Annotated in this window: 19 protein-coding genes; 7 read left to right on the top strand and 12 right to left on the bottom strand. The window is 68.8% G+C overall.

Going from position 1 to position 21,498, the window contains the following annotated elements; translation table 11 throughout:
• Nucleotides 1–527 precede the first annotated feature (527 nt).
• The 3 genes from SAHL_RS09390 (at nt 528) to SAHL_RS09400 (ending at nt 4,269) form a co-directional block, all read left to right on the top strand.
• Entirely contained in the window at nt 528–1,997 is a 1,470-nt protein-coding gene (locus tag SAHL_RS09390; RefSeq protein ID WP_123591162.1) for a hypothetical protein, read from the top strand.
• 375 nt (nt 1,998–2,372) lie between these two features.
• On the top strand, nt 2,373–3,161 hold the full coding sequence (locus SAHL_RS09395; protein ID WP_123591163.1) for a thioesterase family protein: 789 nt from the start codon (nt 2,373–2,375) through the stop codon (nt 3,159–3,161).
• A gap of 121 nt (nt 3,162–3,282) precedes the next feature.
• Nucleotides 3,283–4,269 carry a calcium/sodium antiporter gene (locus tag SAHL_RS09400; protein WP_123591164.1) on the top strand — a complete coding sequence of 329 codons (987 nt, stop codon included), beginning with the start codon at nt 3,283–3,285 and terminating at the stop codon, nt 4,267–4,269.
• 59 nt (nt 4,270–4,328) lie between these two features.
• Here the strand turns inward: SAHL_RS09400 and SAHL_RS09405 are convergent, their stop codons facing one another.
• On the bottom strand, nt 4,329–4,577 hold the full coding sequence (locus tag SAHL_RS09405) for a DUF5062 family protein (protein WP_123591165.1): 249 nt from the start codon (nt 4,575–4,577) through the stop codon (nt 4,329–4,331).
• 223 nt (nt 4,578–4,800) lie between these two features.
• Between SAHL_RS09405 and SAHL_RS09410 the strand changes: the two genes are divergently transcribed.
• Nucleotides 4,801–6,075 (top strand): cytochrome b/b6 domain-containing protein, encoded by a 1,275-nt coding sequence (locus tag SAHL_RS09410; RefSeq protein WP_123591166.1) that lies wholly within the window; start codon nt 4,801–4,803, stop codon nt 6,073–6,075.
• A 164-nt stretch (nt 6,076–6,239) separates the two neighbouring features.
• Here SAHL_RS09410 and SAHL_RS09415 read toward each other — a convergent pair whose 3' ends face one another.
• The 10 genes from SAHL_RS09415 to SAHL_RS09455 form a co-directional block, all read right to left on the bottom strand.
• Entirely contained in the window at nt 6,240–7,451 is a 1,212-nt protein-coding gene (locus SAHL_RS09415; RefSeq protein ID WP_123591167.1) for a glycosyltransferase family 2 protein, read from the bottom strand.
• 215 nt (nt 7,452–7,666) lie between these two features.
• A complete protein-coding gene (locus SAHL_RS09420; protein ID WP_123591168.1) occupies nt 7,667–8,833 on the bottom strand; it encodes a TolB-like translocation protein in 1,167 nt (388 codons plus the stop codon).
• Nucleotides 8,830–9,810: a glycosyltransferase family protein gene (locus SAHL_RS09425; protein WP_123591169.1), complete on the bottom strand. Its 981-nt coding sequence runs from the start codon at nt 9,808–9,810 to the stop codon at nt 8,830–8,832. Before SAHL_RS09425 ends, SAHL_RS09420 begins: the two co-directional genes overlap by 4 nt.
• Complete coding sequence (locus SAHL_RS09430; protein WP_184947580.1) at nt 9,807–10,799, bottom strand: sulfotransferase; 993 nt, start codon at nt 10,797–10,799, stop codon at nt 9,807–9,809. The genes SAHL_RS09425 and SAHL_RS09430 overlap by 4 nt, the downstream gene beginning before the upstream one ends.
• 243 nt (nt 10,800–11,042) lie before the next feature.
• Nucleotides 11,043–11,819: a hypothetical protein gene (locus SAHL_RS09435; RefSeq protein ID WP_148045531.1), complete on the bottom strand. Its 777-nt coding sequence runs from the start codon at nt 11,817–11,819 to the stop codon at nt 11,043–11,045.
• Nucleotides 11,820–11,864: 45 nt separating this feature from the next.
• Complete coding sequence (locus tag SAHL_RS17830; protein WP_184947582.1) at nt 11,865–12,026, bottom strand: hypothetical protein; 162 nt, start codon at nt 12,024–12,026, stop codon at nt 11,865–11,867.
• 294 nt (nt 12,027–12,320) lie between these two features.
• Nucleotides 12,321–12,701, bottom strand: a complete 381-nt coding sequence (locus tag SAHL_RS09440; protein WP_123591172.1) for a DUF2784 domain-containing protein — start codon at nt 12,699–12,701, stop codon at nt 12,321–12,323.
• Nucleotides 12,702–12,863: 162 nt separating this feature from the next.
• A complete protein-coding gene (locus SAHL_RS09445; protein ID WP_148045532.1) occupies nt 12,864–13,250 on the bottom strand; it encodes a hypothetical protein in 387 nt (128 codons plus the stop codon).
• 540 nt (nt 13,251–13,790) lie between these two features.
• Entirely contained in the window at nt 13,791–14,108 is a 318-nt protein-coding gene (locus SAHL_RS09450) for a DUF1244 domain-containing protein (RefSeq protein ID WP_123591174.1), read from the bottom strand.
• A 207-nt stretch (nt 14,109–14,315) separates the two neighbouring features.
• A complete protein-coding gene (locus SAHL_RS09455; RefSeq protein ID WP_123591175.1) occupies nt 14,316–15,809 on the bottom strand; it encodes a DUF2252 domain-containing protein in 1,494 nt (497 codons plus the stop codon).
• Between the two features lie 506 nt (nt 15,810–16,315).
• Here SAHL_RS09455 and SAHL_RS09460 point away from each other — a divergent pair.
• A complete protein-coding gene (locus SAHL_RS09460; RefSeq protein WP_184947584.1) occupies nt 16,316–17,026 on the top strand; it encodes a GGDEF domain-containing protein in 711 nt (236 codons plus the stop codon).
• A gap of 339 nt (nt 17,027–17,365) precedes the next feature.
• Nucleotides 17,366–18,982: a BCCT family transporter gene (locus tag SAHL_RS09465; protein ID WP_123591177.1), complete on the top strand. Its 1,617-nt coding sequence runs from the start codon at nt 17,366–17,368 to the stop codon at nt 18,980–18,982.
• Nucleotides 18,983–19,271: 289 nt separating this feature from the next.
• Here the strand turns inward: SAHL_RS09465 and SAHL_RS09470 are convergent, their stop codons facing one another.
• Nucleotides 19,272–20,240: a zinc-binding metallopeptidase family protein gene (locus tag SAHL_RS09470; RefSeq protein WP_123591178.1), complete on the bottom strand. Its 969-nt coding sequence runs from the start codon at nt 20,238–20,240 to the stop codon at nt 19,272–19,274.
• 152 nt (nt 20,241–20,392) lie between these two features.
• Here SAHL_RS09470 and rsgA point away from each other — a divergent pair, with 152 nt between their 5' ends.
• Complete coding sequence (gene rsgA / locus SAHL_RS09475; protein WP_221177904.1) at nt 20,393–21,496, top strand: ribosome small subunit-dependent GTPase A; 1,104 nt, start codon at nt 20,393–20,395, stop codon at nt 21,494–21,496.
• Nucleotides 21,497–21,498 lie beyond the last annotated feature (2 nt).

Consider the following 21,498-nt stretch of genomic DNA (forward strand, 5'->3'; position numbering starts at 1 on the left):
CCGGCGAAAGCCGGCCGCGCGCGCCATCGACCACGCCGATACGAGCACGCCCGTCCGGCACGGCGCTCCCCGACGCGTTCCGGACATTCACTCGCCCATGGCGGTCGCCCGCATCCGCGTGGTGTCGGCCCGAACGACACCCGGACGGGGCGCCCACCGATCAACGCCGAGGGCTGAGCGTCGGTTTCACCATGATCTCGCGATCGACCCGGGCCGTTCCGGTGTCGATAAACATGACACCCCTGTCACCTCTCAGCCCCACCCACGCCGCGAATACGCGCCTTTGTCGCATCGGCCCGCTTCTTGCTGGGAATGCCCGAACACGGATTCGCGATCCGCTTTCCGGAAGACCGACGGCACCGTAGCGAAACGACGCCGGGCGACGGAGCGACGGAGCGACGGCGATCAAGGGTGCACAACCGCAATAGCCCCCGACGAAACGCGCGCCGACCCGGCACCGGATCGCCCGGCCACTACTGCGACGGCGGCGCGCCGCGCGGAACCGGCCGCCCGACAGGATGACGACGATGACCGATGTCGCGCACAACGCATTCGTCTCCCGACTGCGCGCCCGCGGCGTGGACCCGATGCTGCGTGCCGGTCTGACGATCCACTCGGTCGAGCCCGTGCCCGTGGCCGTGCATCGACACGATATCGGCGTGGTCCGGGTCACCCGCGAAGCGCTGTGCTGTGCGGGCGATCCCGATCCCGCGCTCCCCCGGCTGGAGATCGTGCCCGAGGCGCAGTTGCCGGCCCGCATCGAGATCCATCGACGCCGCGTCGGCATGGCGCTGGACGCGGCACTGACCGACCATCGCGCCACCATCGCAGAGCACGGCCATCTGCCCTGGGCCGCCCTCACCGCCCGCATCGGCCACACGGTGATGAGCACGGTCGCCTGTCCGGACTGCGCCGGCACCACGAGCGATCCGGACACGGCCGACCCCGGCGCCGACCGCTGCACGGTCTGCCGTGGCACCGGCCGTTACAGCCGCGGCGCCCGCCTGCAGGCCGTGCTGGCCTGCGCCGAACGCACGCAGGACATCTACTGCGGCGATCACGAGACTCTCGTCGGTCCCGCCGTGGAGCGCGAACTGAGCGACGGCGACCGCTTCGTGTTCACTGCGATCGAGCTGCTGCAACCGGGGCGCTGGCGACTGGAGTCGACGTACCGCCCGGAGCACATCCACATCATCGACGTCACTTTCGATGACCGGCGCATGCGTCTCGTGAGCAACGAGGCCGACGATGCCCTTCTGACCGGCGCCGAACTCGTGGACGAGATCGCCACGGCGACCGCACGCGTCGAGATCGAACGCATCGAGACGATGCTCGACCGGATGGAACGCCGGCGCCGATTCGTGCATCCGCGGCGAATTCTGGCGGACGTCAACGCCAGCGCCACGGGCCGGGGCATCACCGGGGCGCGCCTCGCGCGCGACGGACTGACGCCGTGGCCCGAAGCGCATGCCGCGCCGGCACGCGTCGACGGCCTGCGCACCCGCCTCGCCGCCTTGATTCGGCGACAGCGTCGACGCCACGGCCAGCGCCTGGCGACCGGCCTGTTCAGCGGCGTACTCCTGCTCGGGGGCATGCTGGTCGCCGGCCTCGTGCTTACCGCACCGGCCCAGGCCGCGACGCTGCCACCGTGGTTCGGCGGGCCGTGGCCGGAAGCCGGACGACGGCTGCTCGCCGGGCTGGGAGCGCACTGGCCGATCACCGCCGCGGTGTTCTTCCTGAGCATCGCCGCGATCGAGCTGTGCGCCACAGCCCTGGAACACCGCAGCAGTCGTCGCACGGCGCGCCGACACACCTGCAGCGGCCCGGTGGCCGAGGCGCTCTCCTGCTATACCGCCAGCCGGGCCAGCCTGGCCGCCGCCCTGATTCTGGCGCTGCTGGCCCTGTCGCTGCCCCACTGGGCCCCCGCCGCGCTCGGCGATATGCTGCCGAGCTCGCCGACGATCTTCTCCGCCGCCGGGGCCACGGGCGTCGGCTAGGGCTGCCAACACTTCTCATGCGAGCCCGCGCCAAGCGCTTCCTGAAAATCGACCATGGGCGGCAAGTCGCGGCGTAGCGCGTGCCGCGCAATCATTCTGCGCCAGCGCGCGACAACGCTGGATTGCCGCACCCTGGTCGTTTCGTGAGGCGCTTGGCCCGACGGGTTCCGCGCATGAAACATGGGCACTCTGCGGCGTTGCCAGTCTTGATCGTGGCGCGCCACGACCCGCGACTCACGCGTTGCAGAACACGATGTGCGGTCTCCGACGCGGCGTTCGCAGGAAGTGTTGACAGGCCCAGGGCTGACGCCGTGCCTCGTGTGCGGCCGAAAACCGTGACAGCCTGTCCCTGCCCATTCGCCGACGCCAGCCCTCATGACATCGCCCGGCCCGACCGCCGTCTACGAGCGCAACGGCGCCCTATTCCAACCCAGCGGCCTGGCACGCGGCCCCTGGGATGAGCGCGCCCAGCACGGCGGAGCGCCGGCCGCCCTCCTCGCCCATCTGGCCGAGGAGGCAACAGGTCCGGCGTTCGCCCTCGCCCGGCTGACCTTCGAGCTCACGCGGCCGGTGCCGATCGCGCCGCTGACGGTGCGCATCGACAGCGGGCGGGCACGCACGGCCCGACGCCTGCGCCTGGAGATCGAGCACGCGGGCTTCGTCATCGGCCGCGCGGTCGCCCTCATGATCCGGCGCACCGCGGTCGAGGTGCCGGCCACGCCCGATCGCCGCCTCACGCCGGCGCCCGCGCAATGCCGTGCCGGCTTCGAGACACCGGGCATGCCGGCGGGCGAATCCTTTCACCACGAAGCCATGGAGATCCGGGTCGCACGCGGCAGCACGCGAACGCCCGGACCGGCCGCGGCCTGGTTTCGCCTGCGCGTGCCGCTGCTCGCCGGGGTTGCGAACACGGCGACCATGCGCGCAGTCGCCGCCGCCGACTTCGGCAACGGCATCAGCTGGGTGCTCCCGGCCGACGATTTCCTCTTCGCCAACACCGATCTCACCGTCTACCTTCACCGGGCTCCGGAGGGGGAATGGATCGGCCTCGACAGCGAAACCATCGCCGGCGCCGACGGCGTCGGCCTGAGCAGTTCGACGCTTTACGACAGCCACGGCCGGATCGGGGTCGCCCACCAGAATCTGCTGATCCGCCCGCGGTGACCACCGCGCACGAGGGCCGCCGGCGGAGTCGATGATGGTTCGGGCGGCGGCTGCTAGAGTGCCGACACCGAACGTCATCCGGGACTGAACCCATGAATCGTCGCCCCCACCGGTTCCCGTCATGCTGATGGCCGGGCTCGCCCTGATCGTCGGCCTGGCGTTGCTCATCTGGAGTGCCGAGCGCTTCGTCGACGGCGCGGTGGCCACCGCGCACCACTTCCGACTGCCCGGGCTGATCATCGGCACGGTGATCGTCGGCATCGGGACCTCGGCGCCGGAATTCGTGGTTTCGGGACTGGCCGCCTGGTCGGGCCAACCGGGGCTGGCGATCGGCAACGCCTACGGCTCGAACATCGCCAACATCGGGCTGATCCTGGGCCTCACGCTCCTGCTGTCGCCGATGATCGTGGCCAGCGGTGTCGTTCGCCGCGAGCTCGCCCTGCTGGCCGCGGTCACGTTGGGCTCGCTGCTGTTGCTGCTCGACGGCACCATCGGGCGGCTCGACGCCGCTCTCCTGCTGGTGCCGCTGATCGGCTATCTCGGCCTGTGCGTCCGCCAGGCGCGGCGGCCGATCGAGAGCACGAGCGGACCCGCCGCGGCCGCCGTCGAAACCGAGCCGCCGACGCTCGGCCTGCGGGGCGCGGTGGCGTGGCTGATCGTGGGCCTGATCCTGCTCGTGGCGAGTTCGCGCCTGCTGGTCTGGGGCGCGGTGACCATCGCGACCACGCTCGGTGTGAGCGATCTCGTCATGGGGCTCACCATCGTGGCGGTGGGCGCGTCGCTGCCCGAGCTGGCCTCCTCCATCAGCGCGCTGCGCCGCAACGCCCACGACCTCGTGCTGGGCAACGTGCTCGGTTCCAATCTGTTCAACACGCTGGGCGTGGTCGGTGTCGCCGGGCTGATCGCGCCGATCGACATCGAGCCGATCGTCGTGCAACGGGACTGGCCGGTGATGATGGCGATGACGGTCCTGCTGCTGCTCTTCGCGATGCGCTGGCGCGCGCCGCGTGCGCGTCTCAGCCGCCTGGAGGGCGGCGTGCTGCTGGCGATCTTCGTGGGCTACACGACCTGGCTCGTGCTCGGCGCCCTGGCCGCCCTGACGGGCTGAAGCCGCCGCGTCGCGCGCTCGAAGGCAGGCGCGGAGCCGACCGCGACCGAGATGCCGCGTCAGCCTGCCGGGTCCGGCTGTTTGGAGGCCCAGATCGCCAGCTTGTGCTGGATTGATTTCTGCGAGACCTGATTCTCCGGCAGCGGCTGGATGATGCCGTCGTGCACCAGCAGCCGATAGATGTATTCGAGCCGGTCGGCCGCGGAATCGGTGGCCTCGAACTCGACCGCACCGCGGCGCTCGCCGTAGTCCATGCCCAGTGCCAGCGCCTTCTTGGTCAGCGCTTTCTCGTTCTTGAGCTTTTTCATCGTCGTCTCCCGAAGCGTTTGTGACCGGCCCGTCACGGCCCATCCACACCGGGGGCCGGATCCCGCGATGCGAGCGCCGGCTGCGGCCGATGGCCACGGCGCGCGACGGCGAGCCCCGTCGACAGCGGCGATCATCGCGACCGGCCGGGCAGCCGCGCCGATCGCCGCAAGCGCAAACGCGGTATAGGTTGCGCGGATCGGGCCCGTCCGCCGACAGTAACGCATGAGCATGCAACCGGCCGAACGCTATACCGCCGTCGCCATCGTCCTGCACTGGCTGATCGCGGCCGCGATCCTCGGCAACATCGCGCTCGGCTGGTGGATGCGCCGGGCCGTGGAGGCCTCCGCGACCCGCGCCCTGGCGGTGGACGCGTTCCAGCTGCATAAATCCATCGGGCTGACGGTGCTGATTCTCAGCCTGCTCCGGCTCGCGTGGCGGCTGGGGCATCCGCCACCGGCGCTGCCCGCGGCCATGCCGCTCTGGGAACGCGCGGCCGCGCGGGCCACGCACGCACTGTTCTATGTGCTGATGATCGCGCTGCCGCTAACCGGCTGGCTGTATGTCTCCGCGCAGTGGCGCGGCGACACGCCCCTGCAGGTGCCCACGCTCTGGTTCGGGCTGTTCGAGGTCCCGCATCTGTTCGGGCTCGACGAACAAACGCGCGCGTTTCGCGAGACCTGGGCCGCGACCACCGTCGATCTGCACACGTGGCTGGCCTGGAGCACGGCGGCGCTGGCCGCACTGCACGTCGGCGCCGCGCTCAAGCATCAGTGGATCGACCGCGATGCCGTGCTCACCCACATGCTGCCGCGGCCCGGCCGGCGCGTCGCGCTCGCCTCCGGCATCGGCCTGATTCTGGTGGTCGGCGTCGGCGCGGCGCTGCTGCGCCCGGATACGACGCGTCAGGCCGACGCGCCGCACGGCAGCGACACCAGCGAGGGTTCGGATACCGTCGACAGCGGCGGTGCCCCCGGCGAATGGCGGCTCCTGCGATCGGCAAGCGCGATCCGGTTCGCCGGCGAGCAGGGCGGCAGTGCCTTCAACGGCCGCTTCGAACGTTGGCGCGTCGATGTCCGCATCGACAATGACGCGGTGTCGGAGTCGTCGATCAACGCCACCATCGAGACCGCCTCGGCGACCGACGGCGTGGCCATGCACGATCGCACCCTGCACGAGAAGGAATGGTTCGACGTCGCCAATCACCCGGCCGCCACCTTCGAGAGCCGCGCGATCCGACCGATCGAGGCCGATCGTTACGCGGTCGACGGCGTGCTGACGATCAAGGGCAACGCCATCGACATCCCGCCCCTCACACTGAGCCTGGACGACAACACCGCGACCGTCACCGGCCGACTCGCGCTGGACCGGGCCGAGGCCGATCTGGGCATGGCCTCCGATCCGGAGGGCGAGTGGGTATCGCGCGAGATCGAGATCCGGGTACGCGCGGTGCTCAGTCGCCGTGCGGCCGGGGACGCCGCCTCCGGCACGGACGACTGAATCGCGGCGCGAACCAGCACCGCCGGAGACGCCGGACGGAATCATTGCGTGGGCGAAAACAGGGCCGGCGCGACCGGGCCCCGGCCGCAGTGCACCCCTCGCCACCCTCGGGCATCGGATTCGCAGCAATATCCACCACCGGAACACGCCGCGACTCGCCGCGCTCAGCCGTGCGAAATCGAGGGCCGGCAGAGCCAGCCGAGGCCGTAGCCGAGACACAGGCTCATCAGCGTCGGCGCGAGAACCACGACATCCCCGTAACGGCCGGCCCGCCATTCCCGACGCACGCTCCAGTAGGCCCCGCGCAGCAGCGCCGACAACGCGCCCCGGCGCGCATGGGCCAGACGGCCGAGAGTCCGGAAATACGCCAGCGGCGGTCGGGTCTCGCGGTTATCCACGTTGCCGAGTCTGGAGATATGCGTCCGCTCTTCCTCGGCAATACGCGCGCCGGACGGGTCATGGACCGCACCGTAGAGCCGGAAATCCTCGACCGCTGCCTCGGGCAGACCGTGAATCGACATGATCGCGCCGCGCCGCAGCAGGGCGAGCCGTCGGTCGCCCGGCGGCGGCGACGCCTCGGCCGGACCGCCCACGTCAGCGCGCTGCGACGGCGGCAGGTACTCGGCGAGATCGAGCGCGGCCCGGACGCGCCGATAGATCGTTTGCTGATACTGCCGCCAGACGTGGTATCGGCTGGCTTCGTCGTGGGCCGCATCGCCGGCGCCCCGCTGTCCGCGGTGCTGGCGAAACGCCCAGGTCGGCGCATCGATGCGCCCGGCCCGGCAGTGGCGTGCCAGTCGCAGCAGAAAATCGTGATCCTGGGATCGCAGCAGGGTTTCGTCGAACGGACCCACCTGTCGAAAACAACGGGTCGGGATCAGCATGCCCTGCAGCTGGGCGGGCACGAAATGCGACTCCATCAGCCAGAGCAGGAAGGACTCGGGCGGGTCGGCCGGCCATTCCAGCAGGGGATTGGCCTGCGCGCCGTCGGTCGTGAGCGTGTGCTCGAAGAAATAGTGCGGGCTGTAGCTGAAGTCGTACTTCGGATTCCTGCCGAGGAAATCCAGATGCCGTGCCAGCGCGTCGGGCAGCGCGAGGTCGTCATCGTCGAACAGCCAGATGTAATCGGTCTGAATATCCGGGATGACGCGATTGAACGCGGCGGGCCGACCCCGGTTCGGCTGCCGGATCAGATTGACGCGATCACCGTAGGCGGCGACGGTCGCCGCCGTATCGTCGGTCGAGCCGTCGTCGATGACGTGGATCTCGTCCGGCACCCGGGTCTGGCCCAGCAGACTGTCCAGTGCCGCACCGATGAAGTGGGCGCGATTGTAGGTCGCCATGACCACCGCGACCGTCGGACGCCTTTCGCTCATGCCATTCCTTTCAAGAGTCAGTTCGCTCGGCCGCGGCCAGTGGGCCCACCACGCGGACCCCACCCAGCCGGAATCGATGGATCACGGTCGACCCGCCGTGGTTCAAGCCCGCACCGCCAAACGACGGGCGAAGCCGCGGCAACCCGGGGCGCAGATGCCGCGGCAGACGCCGGGCACGCGCCCCGGCCGCCCGACCCGCTCGCCGCGAGTCGTTCTCAATCCGAACCGTGCAGCAGATACAGCTGGCGTCCGCCGTCATTGAGCGACGTCACCACGATCCTGCGGCCGTCCGGGCTCGGACAGGGGTGCAGGTCGCAGCGGAACGGACCGCGGCTCGGGCGATGGTTGCCGAAGCGCGCGATGCGGCGGGCGCTGGCGTCCGACTCGTCGTAGACGCAGAGATCGATCTCCTCGGCGTAGGGCGTATCGAAGACGAACCGCCGCGTCGACCCCGGGAAATAGCGCACGTGCGCGTTGGCACCCAGCGCTTCGGGCGCGATCTGACGAATGCGCCGGCCTTCGGGCGCTTCGTCCGCGTACAGATAGAAACCGTCGCGCTGCCAGAAATAGAGCGAGCGGTTGTCGAGCCAGATCACGTGCGAGGTCGCGCTCGCGAGCAGACGCAGATCGCTGCCGTCGACGTTGCAGGTCAGACTGACGCCCATGCGGTCGTTCCAGCCGCCGCCGCGGGTGCGAAAGCGCAGCTTCACGGTGAAACGGCGGCCGTCGGGCGAGAGCTTGACGTGGTTGAACCAGTAGCGATAGCGCGACCGGGTGTGGCGCAGATAGGCGCGCCAGCCGATCCGCGACATGAGAAAGCGCACGGCGCGCCGGACCGACAGCACGAGCGTATCGCCGCCGTCGTCCAGCGACTGGCGCCAGACGCCGTCGCCGCGGGGCGCGCGCTGGGACAGCCGTGCGCCGCGACCGCCGGCGTAGCCGTAGCCGGGGCGTACCGCCTGGAGCCGCGCCATGTTCAGAGACAGCGTGAAGCGCCCGTTCGGGTCGACGGCGTAGCTGGGGCGGCCCAGCGTGCGCGTGGTGCCGCTCGCCAGATCGTGCACGCGGGTGACGAAGGTATCGTCGTCGCGGTCGTTCCAGATGAGCGTCGTTCGACCGGGCACCCACTGCGCCATCGGCCCCTGCTGCCAGCTCCACGCATGGCTCGTGCCCACCGGGATCCAGCGGGCGTCGTCGTCCAGATCGATGACCCCGACCTCGACCGAATCGTCGGCCGTGGGCTGGCGTTCGGCAAACGCCACGCAGTGCGCGGCGACATAGCGGCTCGTCGAATCGAAGACGTTGATATCGTAATAGCTGTGCGTATGGAAACGCCCTTCGTCGGTGCCTTGGGTGAGTTGCTGCAACTGCCAGTCGGTCATGTGGACAATCTCTGTCGGATTCGTCGAGCGATATAGCGCGCGTCGTCGCCCCGCGCCAGCGCGGACGCCATCAGGCGGAGCATCCGCACGCGCCGACGCCAGCCGAGCGGATCGACCCGGTGGCGCGAGCGCAGCGGAATGTCGGCCAGGCGGATGCCGCCCTCGGCCTCCACGTAGTCGACCAGCTTGCGACCGTACTCGGCGCCCGCGGCGCTGACGCCCGGCGTCGCGAGCCGGCGGCGCAGCGTCTGCGCCATCGACGCGGTCCATTTGAAGTGATGCACCCGGAACGGGATGAAGAACCTGAAGCGCGCGCGGCCGATCGCGGGAAAGCGCGCCAGATGCCGGTCGAACAGATAACGCACGGGTACGTCGCCGTTCTGCGGATGATGCCCGCCCCGGCTCGGCAGAAGCTCGGCCTTCAGCAGCATGACCTTGATCGTGCCGAACCAGTCGTGGTGCCGCCCGGTCCGGCCGACCGTGCACTGCACATCGCCCTGCAGGGCGAACGTCTGCCCGATCGGCTGGTCCGGGTCGACGTCGACCAGGCGACCGTCGGCGGCGATGCGATCGATGAACACGCCCTGCACGCAGTTGACGCCGAGTGCCTCGCAGTGCGCGATGATCTCGCCCAGTGGCGCGGGATATTCGTGGAACTCGTCCACGTCGGCGCTGACCACCCAGGCGTCGGCGGGCACGCGTTCTGTCTGCAGGTCGCGCCGTCGCGCCCACATGGCGTCACTGGTGTAGGGCCCGATCCAGACATCGGGGGCAGGCAGCTGCCGGCTCTCGAGCAGCGCGCGAGCCCGCGCCAGGTTCGGCGAACCCGCATCGTCGGTATTGAGTATCAGATGGACGTTCTCGCGCCGGACGCCGAGCGCGAGATAGTGATCGAGGAAATGCGGCAGATGCGCGAATTCCGTATCGACGCCGATACAGCTGACGAGATGGATGGATCGATCATCGACCGCGCTCATGTCTCATCATAGCGATTGAGAAACGAGAATTCGCGCGTCAGTGCCGCCACGCGCGCCTGCCGGTCCTGGGGCCAGTCGAGCCGATCGCGGCTGCGGTTCGGCGTCCGCTGGACCAGACCACTGCAGGCCCGAACGTAGGCTTCGTCGACCGGCAAATCGAGGAAGGCGAGCATCGAACGGATCGTGGCTTCGGGATCGGCCGTGAGGGCCTCGTGGCTCAACTCGAACCAGTGGGCCGGCGCCGTCCGGTGCTTGATGTCGGCGACCGTCCGGCACAGCGCGGCGTAGTCCTCGATCTGGGAATCCAGCGCGACGTCGGCGATGCGGCCATCGGCCTGATAGGCGCGCAGCGCCGCGTCGAAATCCTCGGCCGCCACCGACGTGCGCAGTTCGTCGTAGGCCCGGCCCTTGCGCAGCGACATGGTGGCGATGTTGTCGAACGGATTGCGCAGCACCAGAATCCATTTCTTCGCGGGCCGCGGCCGCCGGTTCAGACGATCCAGCAATCCCGCATCCTGGGCCACGCGGCGCACGGCCTGATCGCCCTTCTTGTCGCCCAGCACCCGCAGCGGATCGGCGCTGGTGTGCGCACCGCCCGGCACGAGATAGGAGAATCCGTTCCAGCAGCGACCGTGACGCGTGAATTCGAGCGCCCTGCGGTCGATCAGCGAAAAGATCGCGGCCAAGGGCACGCCCTGGTGCAGCAGCCCCATGGCGTCGAGTTCGTGCGACACCCGGGCCTGCGGATGCGCATCCAGGATCGAGCCGATCAGCGAATGACCGGAGCGCGGAAACCCCGCGAACTGAACGAACGTCTCGACGTCGGTCAGACGCCGGCGCGCCTTGAGGGCGTGCGCCGAAGCCTCTGCGAGCAGTCGCCATACGGGCACGCTCTCGTGATGCCGGGATTCCCGCCCCTCGAAGCGTGGCACGGCATGGGTGGCCTGGGCGCGTCTTCGCAGCCCGTGGTAGATGGTCTTCGCCTTCATCGTGTAATTCCCGGTTCGCGGTCTGCCCGCGCTGCGCCCGGTCCGCGTAAAAGCGCACAGGATAAACGCTTCCCGCGGCATCGGGGCAGGCCGCGGGCGCGATTCGATACGCTCAGGGCAGACATTGCCAGAGCGCGCGCCGCGCCGGCGCCAGCGACTATGGCAAGGCCGGCACGCTTCGTCGCCGGCCGGCGGGCGCCTCGCGACAGGTCAGCGTCCACGAGAGGCGCCGCGAGCGACGCTTCATGCACGCGTATCTGCCGACACCATCGGCGGGCGGTGCACCAGATAGCGATACAGACAGATGAGCAGCGGCACCCAGATATAGACATGGACCGTCGATATCTTGGCGCTGTAGTTACCGTAGATCGCGGGCATCACGATGAATATGAAGGCAAATACAAAGGACAGGGCAGCACGTGGCGCATCCAGCTCGCGCCGGCTGCCGCGCAGCCGCCAGAGCAGCGCCGCGGCGCCGACCAGCACCGTGAACAGCGCGAACTTGAGCACGAGATGGCCGGGATCGCGCTGATAGTGCTGCAGACTGTTGCCGTAGGCGACCAGCATCGGCGGCACGAGCCACACCGCGCGTGCCAGCAGATGCCGGCCGGAGGGCGCCCGGCCGGCAGCCGCCCAGCACATCAGCGCGAACAGCAGATACAGGGCCGCCCCCAGCATCTCGAGCTCTTCCTCGACCATGCGGAAGTTATAGGCGACATCATCGCTCAGTCCGCCGATCTCGTTGCAATGGTTGGAGCACCAGTCGCCGATGTGTCCGGCCTGCATCGCCACGCCCGCGGCGGCGAGCACCCCCAGCAGCAGCCACTGCCGCCGCGGCCACAGCAGCAGAAGCAGACAGCCGCCGAAGAACGTACCGATCCACAACTGGTGGCGCCCGATCACGAAGTTGGACTCGGCGGCATACATCGCCAGCGCAAAGAAGCCGGCCACCAACGCGAGCCGTATCTCGTGGCGGGACGTGCCATGCAGATAGACGTCCACGAAGAGCATCATCGCCACCAGCGGAAACCAGCGGGAGACGACCTCGAAGAGTCGGTACTCGCCTTACGGCTTGCCCGTCGACACATGCGCGGGTGCTTCGAAGTAGTGCAGCACATCCAGCGTCAGGCCGTTGAGCCAGTCACGGCCGATGAAGCAGAACACCACGACGGCCGCCAGCGCCATGACCAGATCCCAGCGTATGCCGCTGACATCGAGTCGATTCATCGTCACCCCCTACACCTGTCGATCCGCCGCCCGCCCGGGCGACCTGTACATCGCTTTCCATGACCGTCATCGGCCCGAACCCGGTTTGGATTCACCTCGGCTCGACCGCCGTAGGCGTGATGGGGATGAAACCGGCATGCGCCGGCTCCCGCGCGCGCGTCATGTGACGTCGGGGGGGCGCCGATAAGCGCTGTATCATACACAACAGCCCGCGCCGACCTGGAGCCCTCGCAGGGGGCAAGCGATCCCGCCGCCCGAAACCGCGCAGTCGCGCCCGGCCCGAAGCGAATCGCGTCAACGCTTGCCGTCGCACGAGCGCCGGGCGCGGTAGACCAGCCACGCGTAGAGCACGACATTGACACCGATCACGGTCGCGCCGATGAACATCTGTGCCGATCGTGTAAGCCCGGCCGGGTAGATCAGCGCCATCAGATAATGATCGATGAAACCACCGCTATAACCCGCCTGCCCGGCCGCTCGCCTGAGCGCCTGCTCGAGCGGCGTCAACGGACAGAGGCGCCCCGAAAACGACACATACGCCGCCCAGCAGGCGGCCGGCACGTGCACGAAGGCCAGTCGCGGCCAGGCCAGAGCCAGCACGCCGCCACAGGCCACGAGCAGGATGAATGCCAGGTGGATAAGAAGCACCGCATCGGCGGTCAGCGCATACCACATGCCCGCTCAGACCCCGGCACTCGGACGGCGTCGCGACGAGCCTCGGCCGCATTCGCCCCGAGCCACACGGCCGATACGCCGGACGCAGCGCCGGCGGCCGGTCATGGACGAACCGTCACGCGTGGCGTGGGTTTCATCGGCACCCCCCGTGGCACCGACGCATCACCGGGATGGCGCCGGCACCAGACGCCAGCCATCGGCGGTCTCGTTGAGCCGAAGGCGCCGGCTGACGACCTCCCGCTCGTCGCCGACGACCACGTCGTAGCGCACGTCCAGATCGTAGTCGCCGTGGTCGAGTTCGCGACTGTCCAGGATCTGGACATGTTCGACCTGCACGTCCGCCGGCTCCGGCGCGCCGAGCGACTCGATGAATGCGACACCGTCGGCACCGCCGAGCGTCTCGGCCATCGACCGCGCATGGACGATGCCGCTGCGCAGCGAGTCCTCCACCAGCGGCTGCACATCGGCCGCTTCGGGCCCATCGGAGCAGCCGGCGAGTCCGGCCAGCACAAGCGTGATCGACAAGTATTTCAAAGCCGTTGTGCGCATGGGGCGACCGGTGGCGAAATGATGCAAGAGCTATAGCGAACCAGCCGGTCGAAGACAAGCCGTGGCCGAAGCGGCCGAACAGTCGTATCGGCCCGGTCGCAGGCTGCCGCCGAGCCGCCCTGAAAGCCGGAGCGGTCACGACAGGCAGCCGCCGCGTCCACTCGGCCGAGCGGTCTTCGGCCCCCACCCGGGATGCCCGGCCCATCAGGCGCCGTCGGGCGCCGCCGAGGCTGCGGTGCACGTCGCCCAGTGCCGGGTCAATCGTCATGCGAGCGCGCTGAACACCGTCATGCGACGTGACGAGACGTAACGCACGCCGCGCAGCGACTTTCGCGACCGCGTGCGATCACACCGAATTGCCGCACGTCGTGAATGTCTCGGAGCCTTGGCCCTTCGGGTCGGGCTCCGTATGGACCGATGAGCATCGACGTCTGCGGCCTTTCACGTCCCGATCGTGGCGCGCCGGATCGGCGACTCGTGCCTTGCCTCACACGATATGCGATCGCCCAACGCGGCGTTCGCACGACGTGTCAGCGAGCGCTAATTGCCGCCGCGCGTATCGGCGTGCATCGACTGCGTGGCCTCGAACCGCTGCTTCTGCTCGGGGCTGGCCTCGGCCTGGTGGCGCGTCTTCCACTCGTCGTAGGGCATGCCGTAGACGTGCTCGCGGGCCTCGTCGTAATCCATCGTCACGCCGCGCCGTTCCGCCTCGGCGCGGTACCACTTGGCCAGGCAGTTGCGGCAGAAACCGGCCAGGTTCATCAGGTCGATGTTCTGCACGTCCGTGCGCTGCTGCAGGTGCTTGATCAGGTCGCGAAACGCGGCCGCTTCGGCTTCGATGCGGGTCTGTTCATCCATGGGCATTGTCCTCGACGAATCTCGCCAGCGCGCCGGCGGCGCGCCTGACGTATGGGTAAACGCAGATGGTCTCGCCCGGCGCGACGGCCATGCGCGCTCGACGATCGCAAGGGCGACCGCCCGACGACGGCGCGATACGGTCCGCTCGGGCCCTAGAGGTGCGGCCGGCGACACGTGCCTGGGCCGCCGCCCGGGCGAACCATCATCTCAACGGTGCACGATATCGAGCTGCTTGAAGGCGCCGAGCGCATGGTCGGCACGGAACAGCCGATGGTCTCGGCGCACGCGTTCCGCGGCTTCGCCCGCGAACTCCACCATGTCTTCGACGAACAGCTCTGGCGGCCCGATGGCGTTCACGATGGCCGGCTCGATGTCGTAATCGATATTGCCGGACTCATCGGACAGCGCGTGCACGCGCGCGAGCATGCGCCCGCAGATGCCGGCGTAGTCCTTCCACTGGCCCTTGGACAGATCGTCCAGATCGATATCGTCGCGAAACGGGGCGCGCTCGCGCGACATGTAGCTCAGGCCGTCGAACTCGATATGGCCGTAGAAGACGTCGCCGCGCACCAGCTGCACCGCCTGCGCGTGGCTGATGCGCTCGGCCCGCGAGTCCATCTCGTAGGCCGAGGGCGGCACCAGGCCCGACAGCGCCGAGCGCCGTGCCTGCTTGTATTCGATGATCAGATCGTCGCTGCCGTCACGCTGCGGACCCTCGATAAGCACGTAGTAGCGGTTGAGTCCGAGCGACGCCGTGCCCTGGCCCTGACGTATCGCCACGTCCTTGACGCGCATGCGATCGGCGCGTGCCGGCACCTCGATATCGTTCTCGCTGACCAGCCGGTCCGTGATCTTTTGAAACTCGTCCCGGCGCGAGGAGATCGGCACCAGCTCCTCGTTGGATTGAAAGCCGGTGCCGGTCTCGTTGAGGTAGTCGTCCGTCAGCCACTCGGCGCGCTCCTCGTCGGCGTCCTCGATGAGCTTGCGGATGAGTTTCGGCGCGTTGTCGTAGCGCATTTCCTCGTCCTGCTCCGTGCCCTCGCGTGCCAGCCGCTGCATGGCCTCGACGTAGCCGCGCACGAAATGCCGCACGATCCTGACCTGGTGCTTACGCTTGAGTTCGCCTTCGGTCTCGGCGGCGATCATGAAGCCGACCGCGCCGCGCTTGATGTCCCAGGTGAAGGGCGCGTAGTAGGCCTCGTCGAAATCGTTGACCGAAAAGATCGGCACGTTGTTCACGTTGGGCATCACGCCGAAATTCTCGGGGTGCACATCGCCGAGCGTGAGCACCGTGGGCATCCAGGCATCGTCGCCGGCCATGTCCCGGTAGAACAGCAGCGCCGTACCGCGAAAGAACGAGAACAGTGAATCCGACAGCTTGTCGAACTTGACCTCGGCCTCCTCGGACGACGCCGCGATGCGCGTATCGTGATCCTCGCGCAGACACTGGCGCACGTGCAGGCGCCGGTCGTGGCCGGTCAGCACACGCGGTCGCAGCACGAACTCCCCGGCCGCAACCGCCTCGGCGAGCCGGCGGAAGGCATCGACGCGACTCGCGACCACCGGCCGCGCGTCCTCGTGGGACTCGCGCTCCAGCGCCGCCGCCAGCTCCGGCTTGCTCATGCGGGAACGGCCGGCGATCTCGCGCTCCTGGGCCCGCTCGTACAGGGCCTTGCGCGTTTCGCCCATCTCATCGGTCATGTGATGCGCTTCCTTCGAGCCGGCGGATCGCTGCGCCGACGGTGTGCCATTCGTTCGACGGGCAGCATTGCACAACGTGAAACGGGCGTCAGCAAGGCTCCGAGAAGCAGTACGGCACCGACACCACGCCCGCACCCCGGCCCGAGCCCGGCATCGCACGGGCCAACCCGTCGTGGGCGGCGCCGGCAGGTCTCGGCCTGCCGGTCCACGCCTGGATTCGCCGTGGCGTATTCCGCACGCCGGATCTCGTCCTTCGACCAGCCGGCATTAATGCCGGGCCGACGCACGCCGATAACATTCGGCACCGACAAGCGCTTCCCGCGACGGCACGCGCCCGACGACATTCGCATCCGTACCGCGTGCGCGTCGAGCAGCGGCCGGACCCCGGCGGCCGCAAGACATGCCGACCGCCCGACACAGCGCGAGCCACGCCGAGGCCGATGACCCCCGCGAGACGACAATCACCCATTGCTCCCCCCGACACCGCCGGCCGGCTGCGTCGTTTCGTGCGGCACGTCGGCGTCTGGCGCGGAGTCGCGGTATTCACCCTCGCCAACATCATCCTCGCGCTGACGATCACCGGCGTGGCGATGCGCCTCGCGGGGCTCGAGCACCGGCTGCTCGGCTACACCATCGCGCTGACCTGTTCGATCACGATCATGCCGCCGCTGATCGCCGGCCTGCTGGCGCTCATCCAGCGGCTGGACCGGGCGGAACGCGCCCTGCACCGGCTGGCCCGCACCGACGAGCTCACCGGCCTGCCCAACCGCCGCGCGCTGCTCCAGGCCGCGGCCCCCGCGCATTCCAGCGACGGTCCGACGGCGCTGCTGTTCATCGATATCGATCATTTCAAGCGGGTCAACGATGCCCACGGCCACCAGACGGGTGACGAGATCCTGCAATACGTCAGCGCGGAGATCGCGAACCGACTGCGCCACGGCGACCAGCTCTGTCGCTACGGCGGCGAGGAATTCGCGGCCCTCCTGCCCGCCACCGACGCAACGGCCGCCCATGACCTGGCCGAGCGTATACGCCGCCATCTGGCGCGGACGTCGATCGTTCTGGACAACGACGACCGGGTGAGCGTCACCCTGAGCATCGGCATCGCCACCACTCATGATGTCGATACCGCCCGTATCCATCGGCTGATCGACCGGGCCGACCGCGCCGTCTATCGCGCCAAGCACGCCGGGCGCAACTGCACGCGGCAGGCCTGACCCGGCTGTGCGTCGTACAGTCACATTCCTTCACCACTCGAGCACCTGATTCGGCAACCGAAGAATAGCCGGCGGCCGGGTTCGACAAGGCGCCGATACGCGCGAATGCCGCCGATCCAGACACCAGCGCTACCGGTCATCGCGCGCCGTCAGTCCGGGGCCGCCCGGCGTTCGGCCCCGGCCGAGTCGACCGATCCGGCCGTCGGCTGTTTTGACACCACGCACCCGGCTGCCTAGGCTCTAGCCGACAGAAACCGCGATTACAGCATCCCGAGTGCACGCACTCGCGCACCGTTCGCTGTCGGCCGCGGCCATTTGTCCAGGGGAGGGCTTCATTCGATGAACACGAACCAGCGAGTCGACGAACTCGAACAACGCTACGATTTCGACTACGAGATCGGCGAGGACAACATCCATCCGTTCGGGCTGGATCTGCACAATCCGGTCTTCATCTGGAGCGCGGTGCTCATCGTGGTCTTCGTCGTCGGCTCGATGATCTTCCCCGAGGCCTCGAAGTCCGGGCTGTCCAGCACCCGCGACTGGGTGATCAACAGCTTCGACTGGCTGTTCCTGCTCTCGGGCAACATCTTCGTGTTGTTCTGCCTGCTGCTGATCTGCCTGCCCTACGGCCGCGTTCGCCTGGGCGGTCAGGACGCCAAGCCCGAGTTCTCGCTCCTGTCGTGGTTCGCGATGCTGTTCGCCGCCGGCATGGGCATCGGGCTGATGTTCTGGAGCGTGGCCGAGCCGGTCGGGTACTTCACCGAATGGGCCGGCACGCCGTTGAACGTGGCCGGCGGCGACCAGGCCTCCAAGACCGCCGCCATGGGCGCGGTGATGTATCACTGGGCGCTGCATCCGTGGGCGATCTACGGCGTGGTGGCGCTGTCGCTGGCGTTTTTCGCCTACAACAAGGATATGCCGCTGTCGATCCGCTCGACCTTCTATCCGCTGTTCGGCGATCGTGTCTGGGGCACGCTCGGCAACGTCATCGACACGATGGCCGTGCTCGCCACGATCTTCGGGCTGGCGACGTCGCTGGGCTTCGGCGCCCAGCAGGCCGCCGGCGGCATCGAATTCCTGTTCGGTGTGCCCGCCAACCTGCCGCTGGAAATCGGCATCATCGCCGGCGTGACCGCGGTCGCACTCGTCTCGGTCCTGCGCGGCATCGACGGTGGCGTGAAGCTGCTCAGCAACATCAACATGGGCCTGGCCGGTCTGCTGCTGCTGTTCGTGATCATCGCCGGCTCGGTGTTCGCGTTCGCGGGCAACCTGCTGACCACTTTCGGCGGCTATGCCGAGTACCTGCTGCCGCTGAGCAACCCAATCGGCCGCGACGACCAGAGCTTCTACCACTCCTGGACCATCTTCTACTGGGCCTGGTGGATCTCCTGGTCGCCGTTCGTGGGCATGTTCATCGCCCGCGTCTCACGCGGTCGAACCGTCCGTGAATTTCTCACCGCGGTGCTGATCGTGCCGATGGTCGTGACCGGCATCTGGATGACGGCCTTCGGCGGCGCCGGGGTCGACCAGGCCCTCAACGGCGTCGGCTCGCTGGCCGGTGGCATTCAGGATTCGTCGCTCACGCTGTTCCGCATGCTCGAGAACATGCCGCTGACGAGCGTCACCTCGTTCCTGGCGATCGTGCTGGTGCTGGTGTTCTTCATCACCTCGTCGGACTCCGGCTCGCTGGTGATCGACACCATCACCGCCGGCGGCAAGACCGAGGCGCCGGCCGCCCAGCGCGTGTTCTGGTGCGCCGCCGAGGGCTTCATCGCCGCAGCACTCCTGATGGTCGGCGGCGCCGACGCGCTGTCGGCGCTGCAGGCGGCCTCGGTCACGACCGGCCTGCCGTTCACCTTCGTGCTGTTGCTCATGTGCTATTCGCTGCTCAAGGGCATTCGGCACGAGTACGCGCTGCTCAAGCTGCAGGACCGGCAGGCGGCTGGCGTCACATAGACGCGTCCCCGACCGCGGCGTCGCGGGGCAGGTGTAAAAGATGCCCCCGCCCCGGCCCTGCCGGCAGGAACCGGCTCGGGCCGCGAACGGCACTCATCATCCTGGCCGCCGGGTTCGATGATCGACTACGCTCGCTAGCGGATGCAGCCCGACCCGGGGGTTGGGGCGCGTACTGGCCGTACAGGCCGGGGCGATCGCCGCGACGTCGGCATCCGCCAGCCCGCACGAACGCCATACACCGAGCCGGGCCCGCGGCTAAGAAGCCGCCCCGGGCCACGAACCGGCCGTATCAGAGCCCTTGGGCGCCCCGCCGCAGCCAGTCGTGCACGAACGCCAGCTTGCGATGGGTCGACTCCGCCAGCATGAACGGATAGAGATCGGCCAGGCCCATCGAGCGATTCACGTGGTTGATGCCCACGGCGACCGCGGCTGCGACGTAGATCAGGCGTTCCGAGTCGGTCTCGGTGTACGGATCCCAGCCCGGGCTGGGCAGATCCGGCGATGAGAGCTCGGCCGCGGCGAAGCTGTCGGTGAGGTCGGTCAGGTGCAGCAGGTGCGCCGTGGTCTCGGCCCAGTCCTCATGGGGATGGGCCGAGGCGTAGGTCGTCAGGAAACGCTGATTCCAGTCCGCCGGCGGGCCGTTGCCGTAGTGCCGCTTGAGCGCCTCCCCGTAATCCTCGCGCTCGTCGCCGAACATGTCGCGGAAGGCATCCAGAAAATCGTTGCGAAGACTCAGCCGCCACCAGAGCATATGCGCGATCTCGTGGCGCATGTGACCGACCATGGTGCGATACGGCTCGCCCAGGGCCTGCCGGCGTTTCGTGCGCACCACCGGGTCCGCCTCGGCCACGCTGATGGTGACCACTCCGTCGGCGTGCCCCATGGGCGCCGGCGTGTCGCCGTATTCGCCCAGCATATGAAACACGGGCCGGGTGCCCGGGTCCTCGGGCCGGAACCAGTGCCAGCGCCCCAGGTTGTCCAGAACCCAGCGCTTGGCCGCCTCGGTCTCCGCCCAGTCGGACATCACGTTCTCGATGGACGGATCCGGCGCCAGCGCGGTCATCGCACAGGAGCGACAGAAGGCACCCTGCTCGGGGGCGATCCAGTTGCAGCCGATACGCTCGCGATTGGCGCAGAACGGCGGCATGGGCACGAACGCCCGGGCCTGCGGATCGTAGGCGACCGGCGTACCCTCGGCGGTGGCCAGATTATCGAACCAGAGCGACCCGGATCCGACCGGGTTGTTGAAAACACGCATGCAGCGAGTACTCCGAAAGACGCGTCATTGGGATCAGGCCGACGACTCTACACGCGTTCGGGCCGCCTGAATCATCGTTCGATCTTTATTCTCGACCGGGCACGGCCGGCCGCGGGATAGAATGCCGCCATGATCCCCATTCGCCTCGCCGCTTGAGCCCCGATTTCGCACCGCTCCGTGCCATCGGCTGGCCCCACGAGGGCGCGCCGCCAGCCGGCCGCTGGGCGACGACGATCGCCGGCCATCCCGACGCCCGTCCGGCGCGCGTTGTGGAGCAGCATCGCTCCGGCTATATCGTGTCCGAGGGCCGCGGCGACGGCTTCCGCATCGAATCCCTGCCCGAGTGGCAGCGGCCGGCCACGGCGCCCGAGGCGCGCCCGGCCGTGGGCGACTGGCTTCTGATCAGCGGAAACGCCGGTGGCAAGCCCAGCGCCGTCGCATTGCTCCCGCGGCACAGTGCGATCAAGCGCGCCGTCGCCGGCGAACGTTATGCGCAGCAGGTGATCGCCGCCAATATCGATACGGTGTTCATCGTCTGCGGGCTGGACGGCGACTTCAATCCGCGCCGGATCGAGCGCTATCTGCTACTGGTGCGCGGCGGCGCGCGGCCGGTGATCGTGCTGACCAAGGCCGATACCGATGGCGGACGCGATGGCCCGACCGCGACCGCGGCCCGGGCCCTGGCGACCGAACTCGCCACGCGCGATCTGTCCGTATTCGCCATCAACGCCAGGCAGCCGGAAAGCACAGCCGTCCTGGCGCCCTGGCTGGCGGCGGGCCGAACCGCGGTCCTGGTCGGCAGTTCCGGGGCCGGCAAATCCACGCTGACCAACACACTCGTCGGGCACGAGCGCATGCAGACCGGGACGGTCCGCGAAAAAGACGCGCGCGGGCGCCACACCACGACGCACCGCGCCCTGATCGCCCTGCCCTCCGGCGCCTGCCTGATCGACACACCCGGCATGCGCGAGCTCAAGCCGACCGGCGAGGAAGACCTCGCCGAGACCCACTTCGCCGACCTGGACGCGCTCGCCCGGCGCTGTCGCTTTCGCGATTGCCGGCATCGGCAAGACCCGGGCTGTGCACTGCGCGCAGCGGCGACCGCGGGCACGGTCGACGCCGCGCGTCTGGCGCATTATCTCAAGCTGCACGGCGAGATCGCCGGCGCGGCCGACCGGCGCCTGCACCGCGCCGGCGACAAACCCGGCGGCAAGCCGCCGCCACGACGGCCCCACACCGGCGGCCGACGGCGCTGATC

This window comes from Salinisphaera orenii subsp. halophila YIM 95161, from assembly GCF_003732545.1.
Lineage (GTDB): Bacteria > Pseudomonadota > Gammaproteobacteria > Nevskiales > Salinisphaeraceae > Salinisphaera > Salinisphaera orenii_A.

Coding starts and splice junctions, on each gene's coding strand:
- SAHL_RS09390 (WP_123591162.1), top strand. CDS start 528: ATGACCGATGTCGCGCACAACGCATTCGTCTCCCGACTGCGCGCCCGC.
- SAHL_RS09395 (WP_123591163.1), top strand. CDS start 2,373: ATGACATCGCCCGGCCCGACCGCCGTCTACGAGCGCAACGGCGCCCTA.
- SAHL_RS09400 (WP_123591164.1), top strand. CDS start 3,283: ATGCTGATGGCCGGGCTCGCCCTGATCGTCGGCCTGGCGTTGCTCATC.
- SAHL_RS09405 (WP_123591165.1), bottom strand. CDS start 4,577: ATGAAAAAGCTCAAGAACGAGAAAGCGCTGACCAAGAAGGCGCTGGCA.
- SAHL_RS09410 (WP_123591166.1), top strand. CDS start 4,801: ATGAGCATGCAACCGGCCGAACGCTATACCGCCGTCGCCATCGTCCTG.
- SAHL_RS09415 (WP_123591167.1), bottom strand. CDS start 7,451: ATGAGCGAAAGGCGTCCGACGGTCGCGGTGGTCATGGCGACCTACAAT.
- SAHL_RS09420 (WP_123591168.1), bottom strand. CDS start 8,833: ATGACCGACTGGCAGTTGCAGCAACTCACCCAAGGCACCGACGAAGGG.
- SAHL_RS09425 (WP_123591169.1), bottom strand. CDS start 9,810: ATGAGCGCGGTCGATGATCGATCCATCCATCTCGTCAGCTGTATCGGC.
- SAHL_RS09430 (WP_184947580.1), bottom strand. CDS start 10,799: ATGAAGGCGAAGACCATCTACCACGGGCTGCGAAGACGCGCCCAGGCC.
- SAHL_RS17830 (WP_184947582.1), bottom strand. CDS start 12,026: ATGAATCGACTCGATGTCAGCGGCATACGCTGGGATCTGGTCATGGCG.
- SAHL_RS09440 (WP_123591172.1), bottom strand. CDS start 12,701: ATGTGGTATGCGCTGACCGCCGATGCGGTGCTTCTTATCCACCTGGCA.
- SAHL_RS09445 (WP_148045532.1), bottom strand. CDS start 13,250: ATGCGCACAACGGCTTTGAAATACTTGTCGATCACGCTTGTGCTGGCC.
- SAHL_RS09450 (WP_123591174.1), bottom strand. CDS start 14,108: ATGGATGAACAGACCCGCATCGAAGCCGAAGCGGCCGCGTTTCGCGAC.
- SAHL_RS09455 (WP_123591175.1), bottom strand. CDS start 15,809: ATGACCGATGAGATGGGCGAAACGCGCAAGGCCCTGTACGAGCGGGCC.
- SAHL_RS09465 (WP_123591177.1), top strand. CDS start 17,366: ATGAACACGAACCAGCGAGTCGACGAACTCGAACAACGCTACGATTTC.
- SAHL_RS09470 (WP_123591178.1), bottom strand. CDS start 20,240: ATGCGTGTTTTCAACAACCCGGTCGGATCCGGGTCGCTCTGGTTCGAT.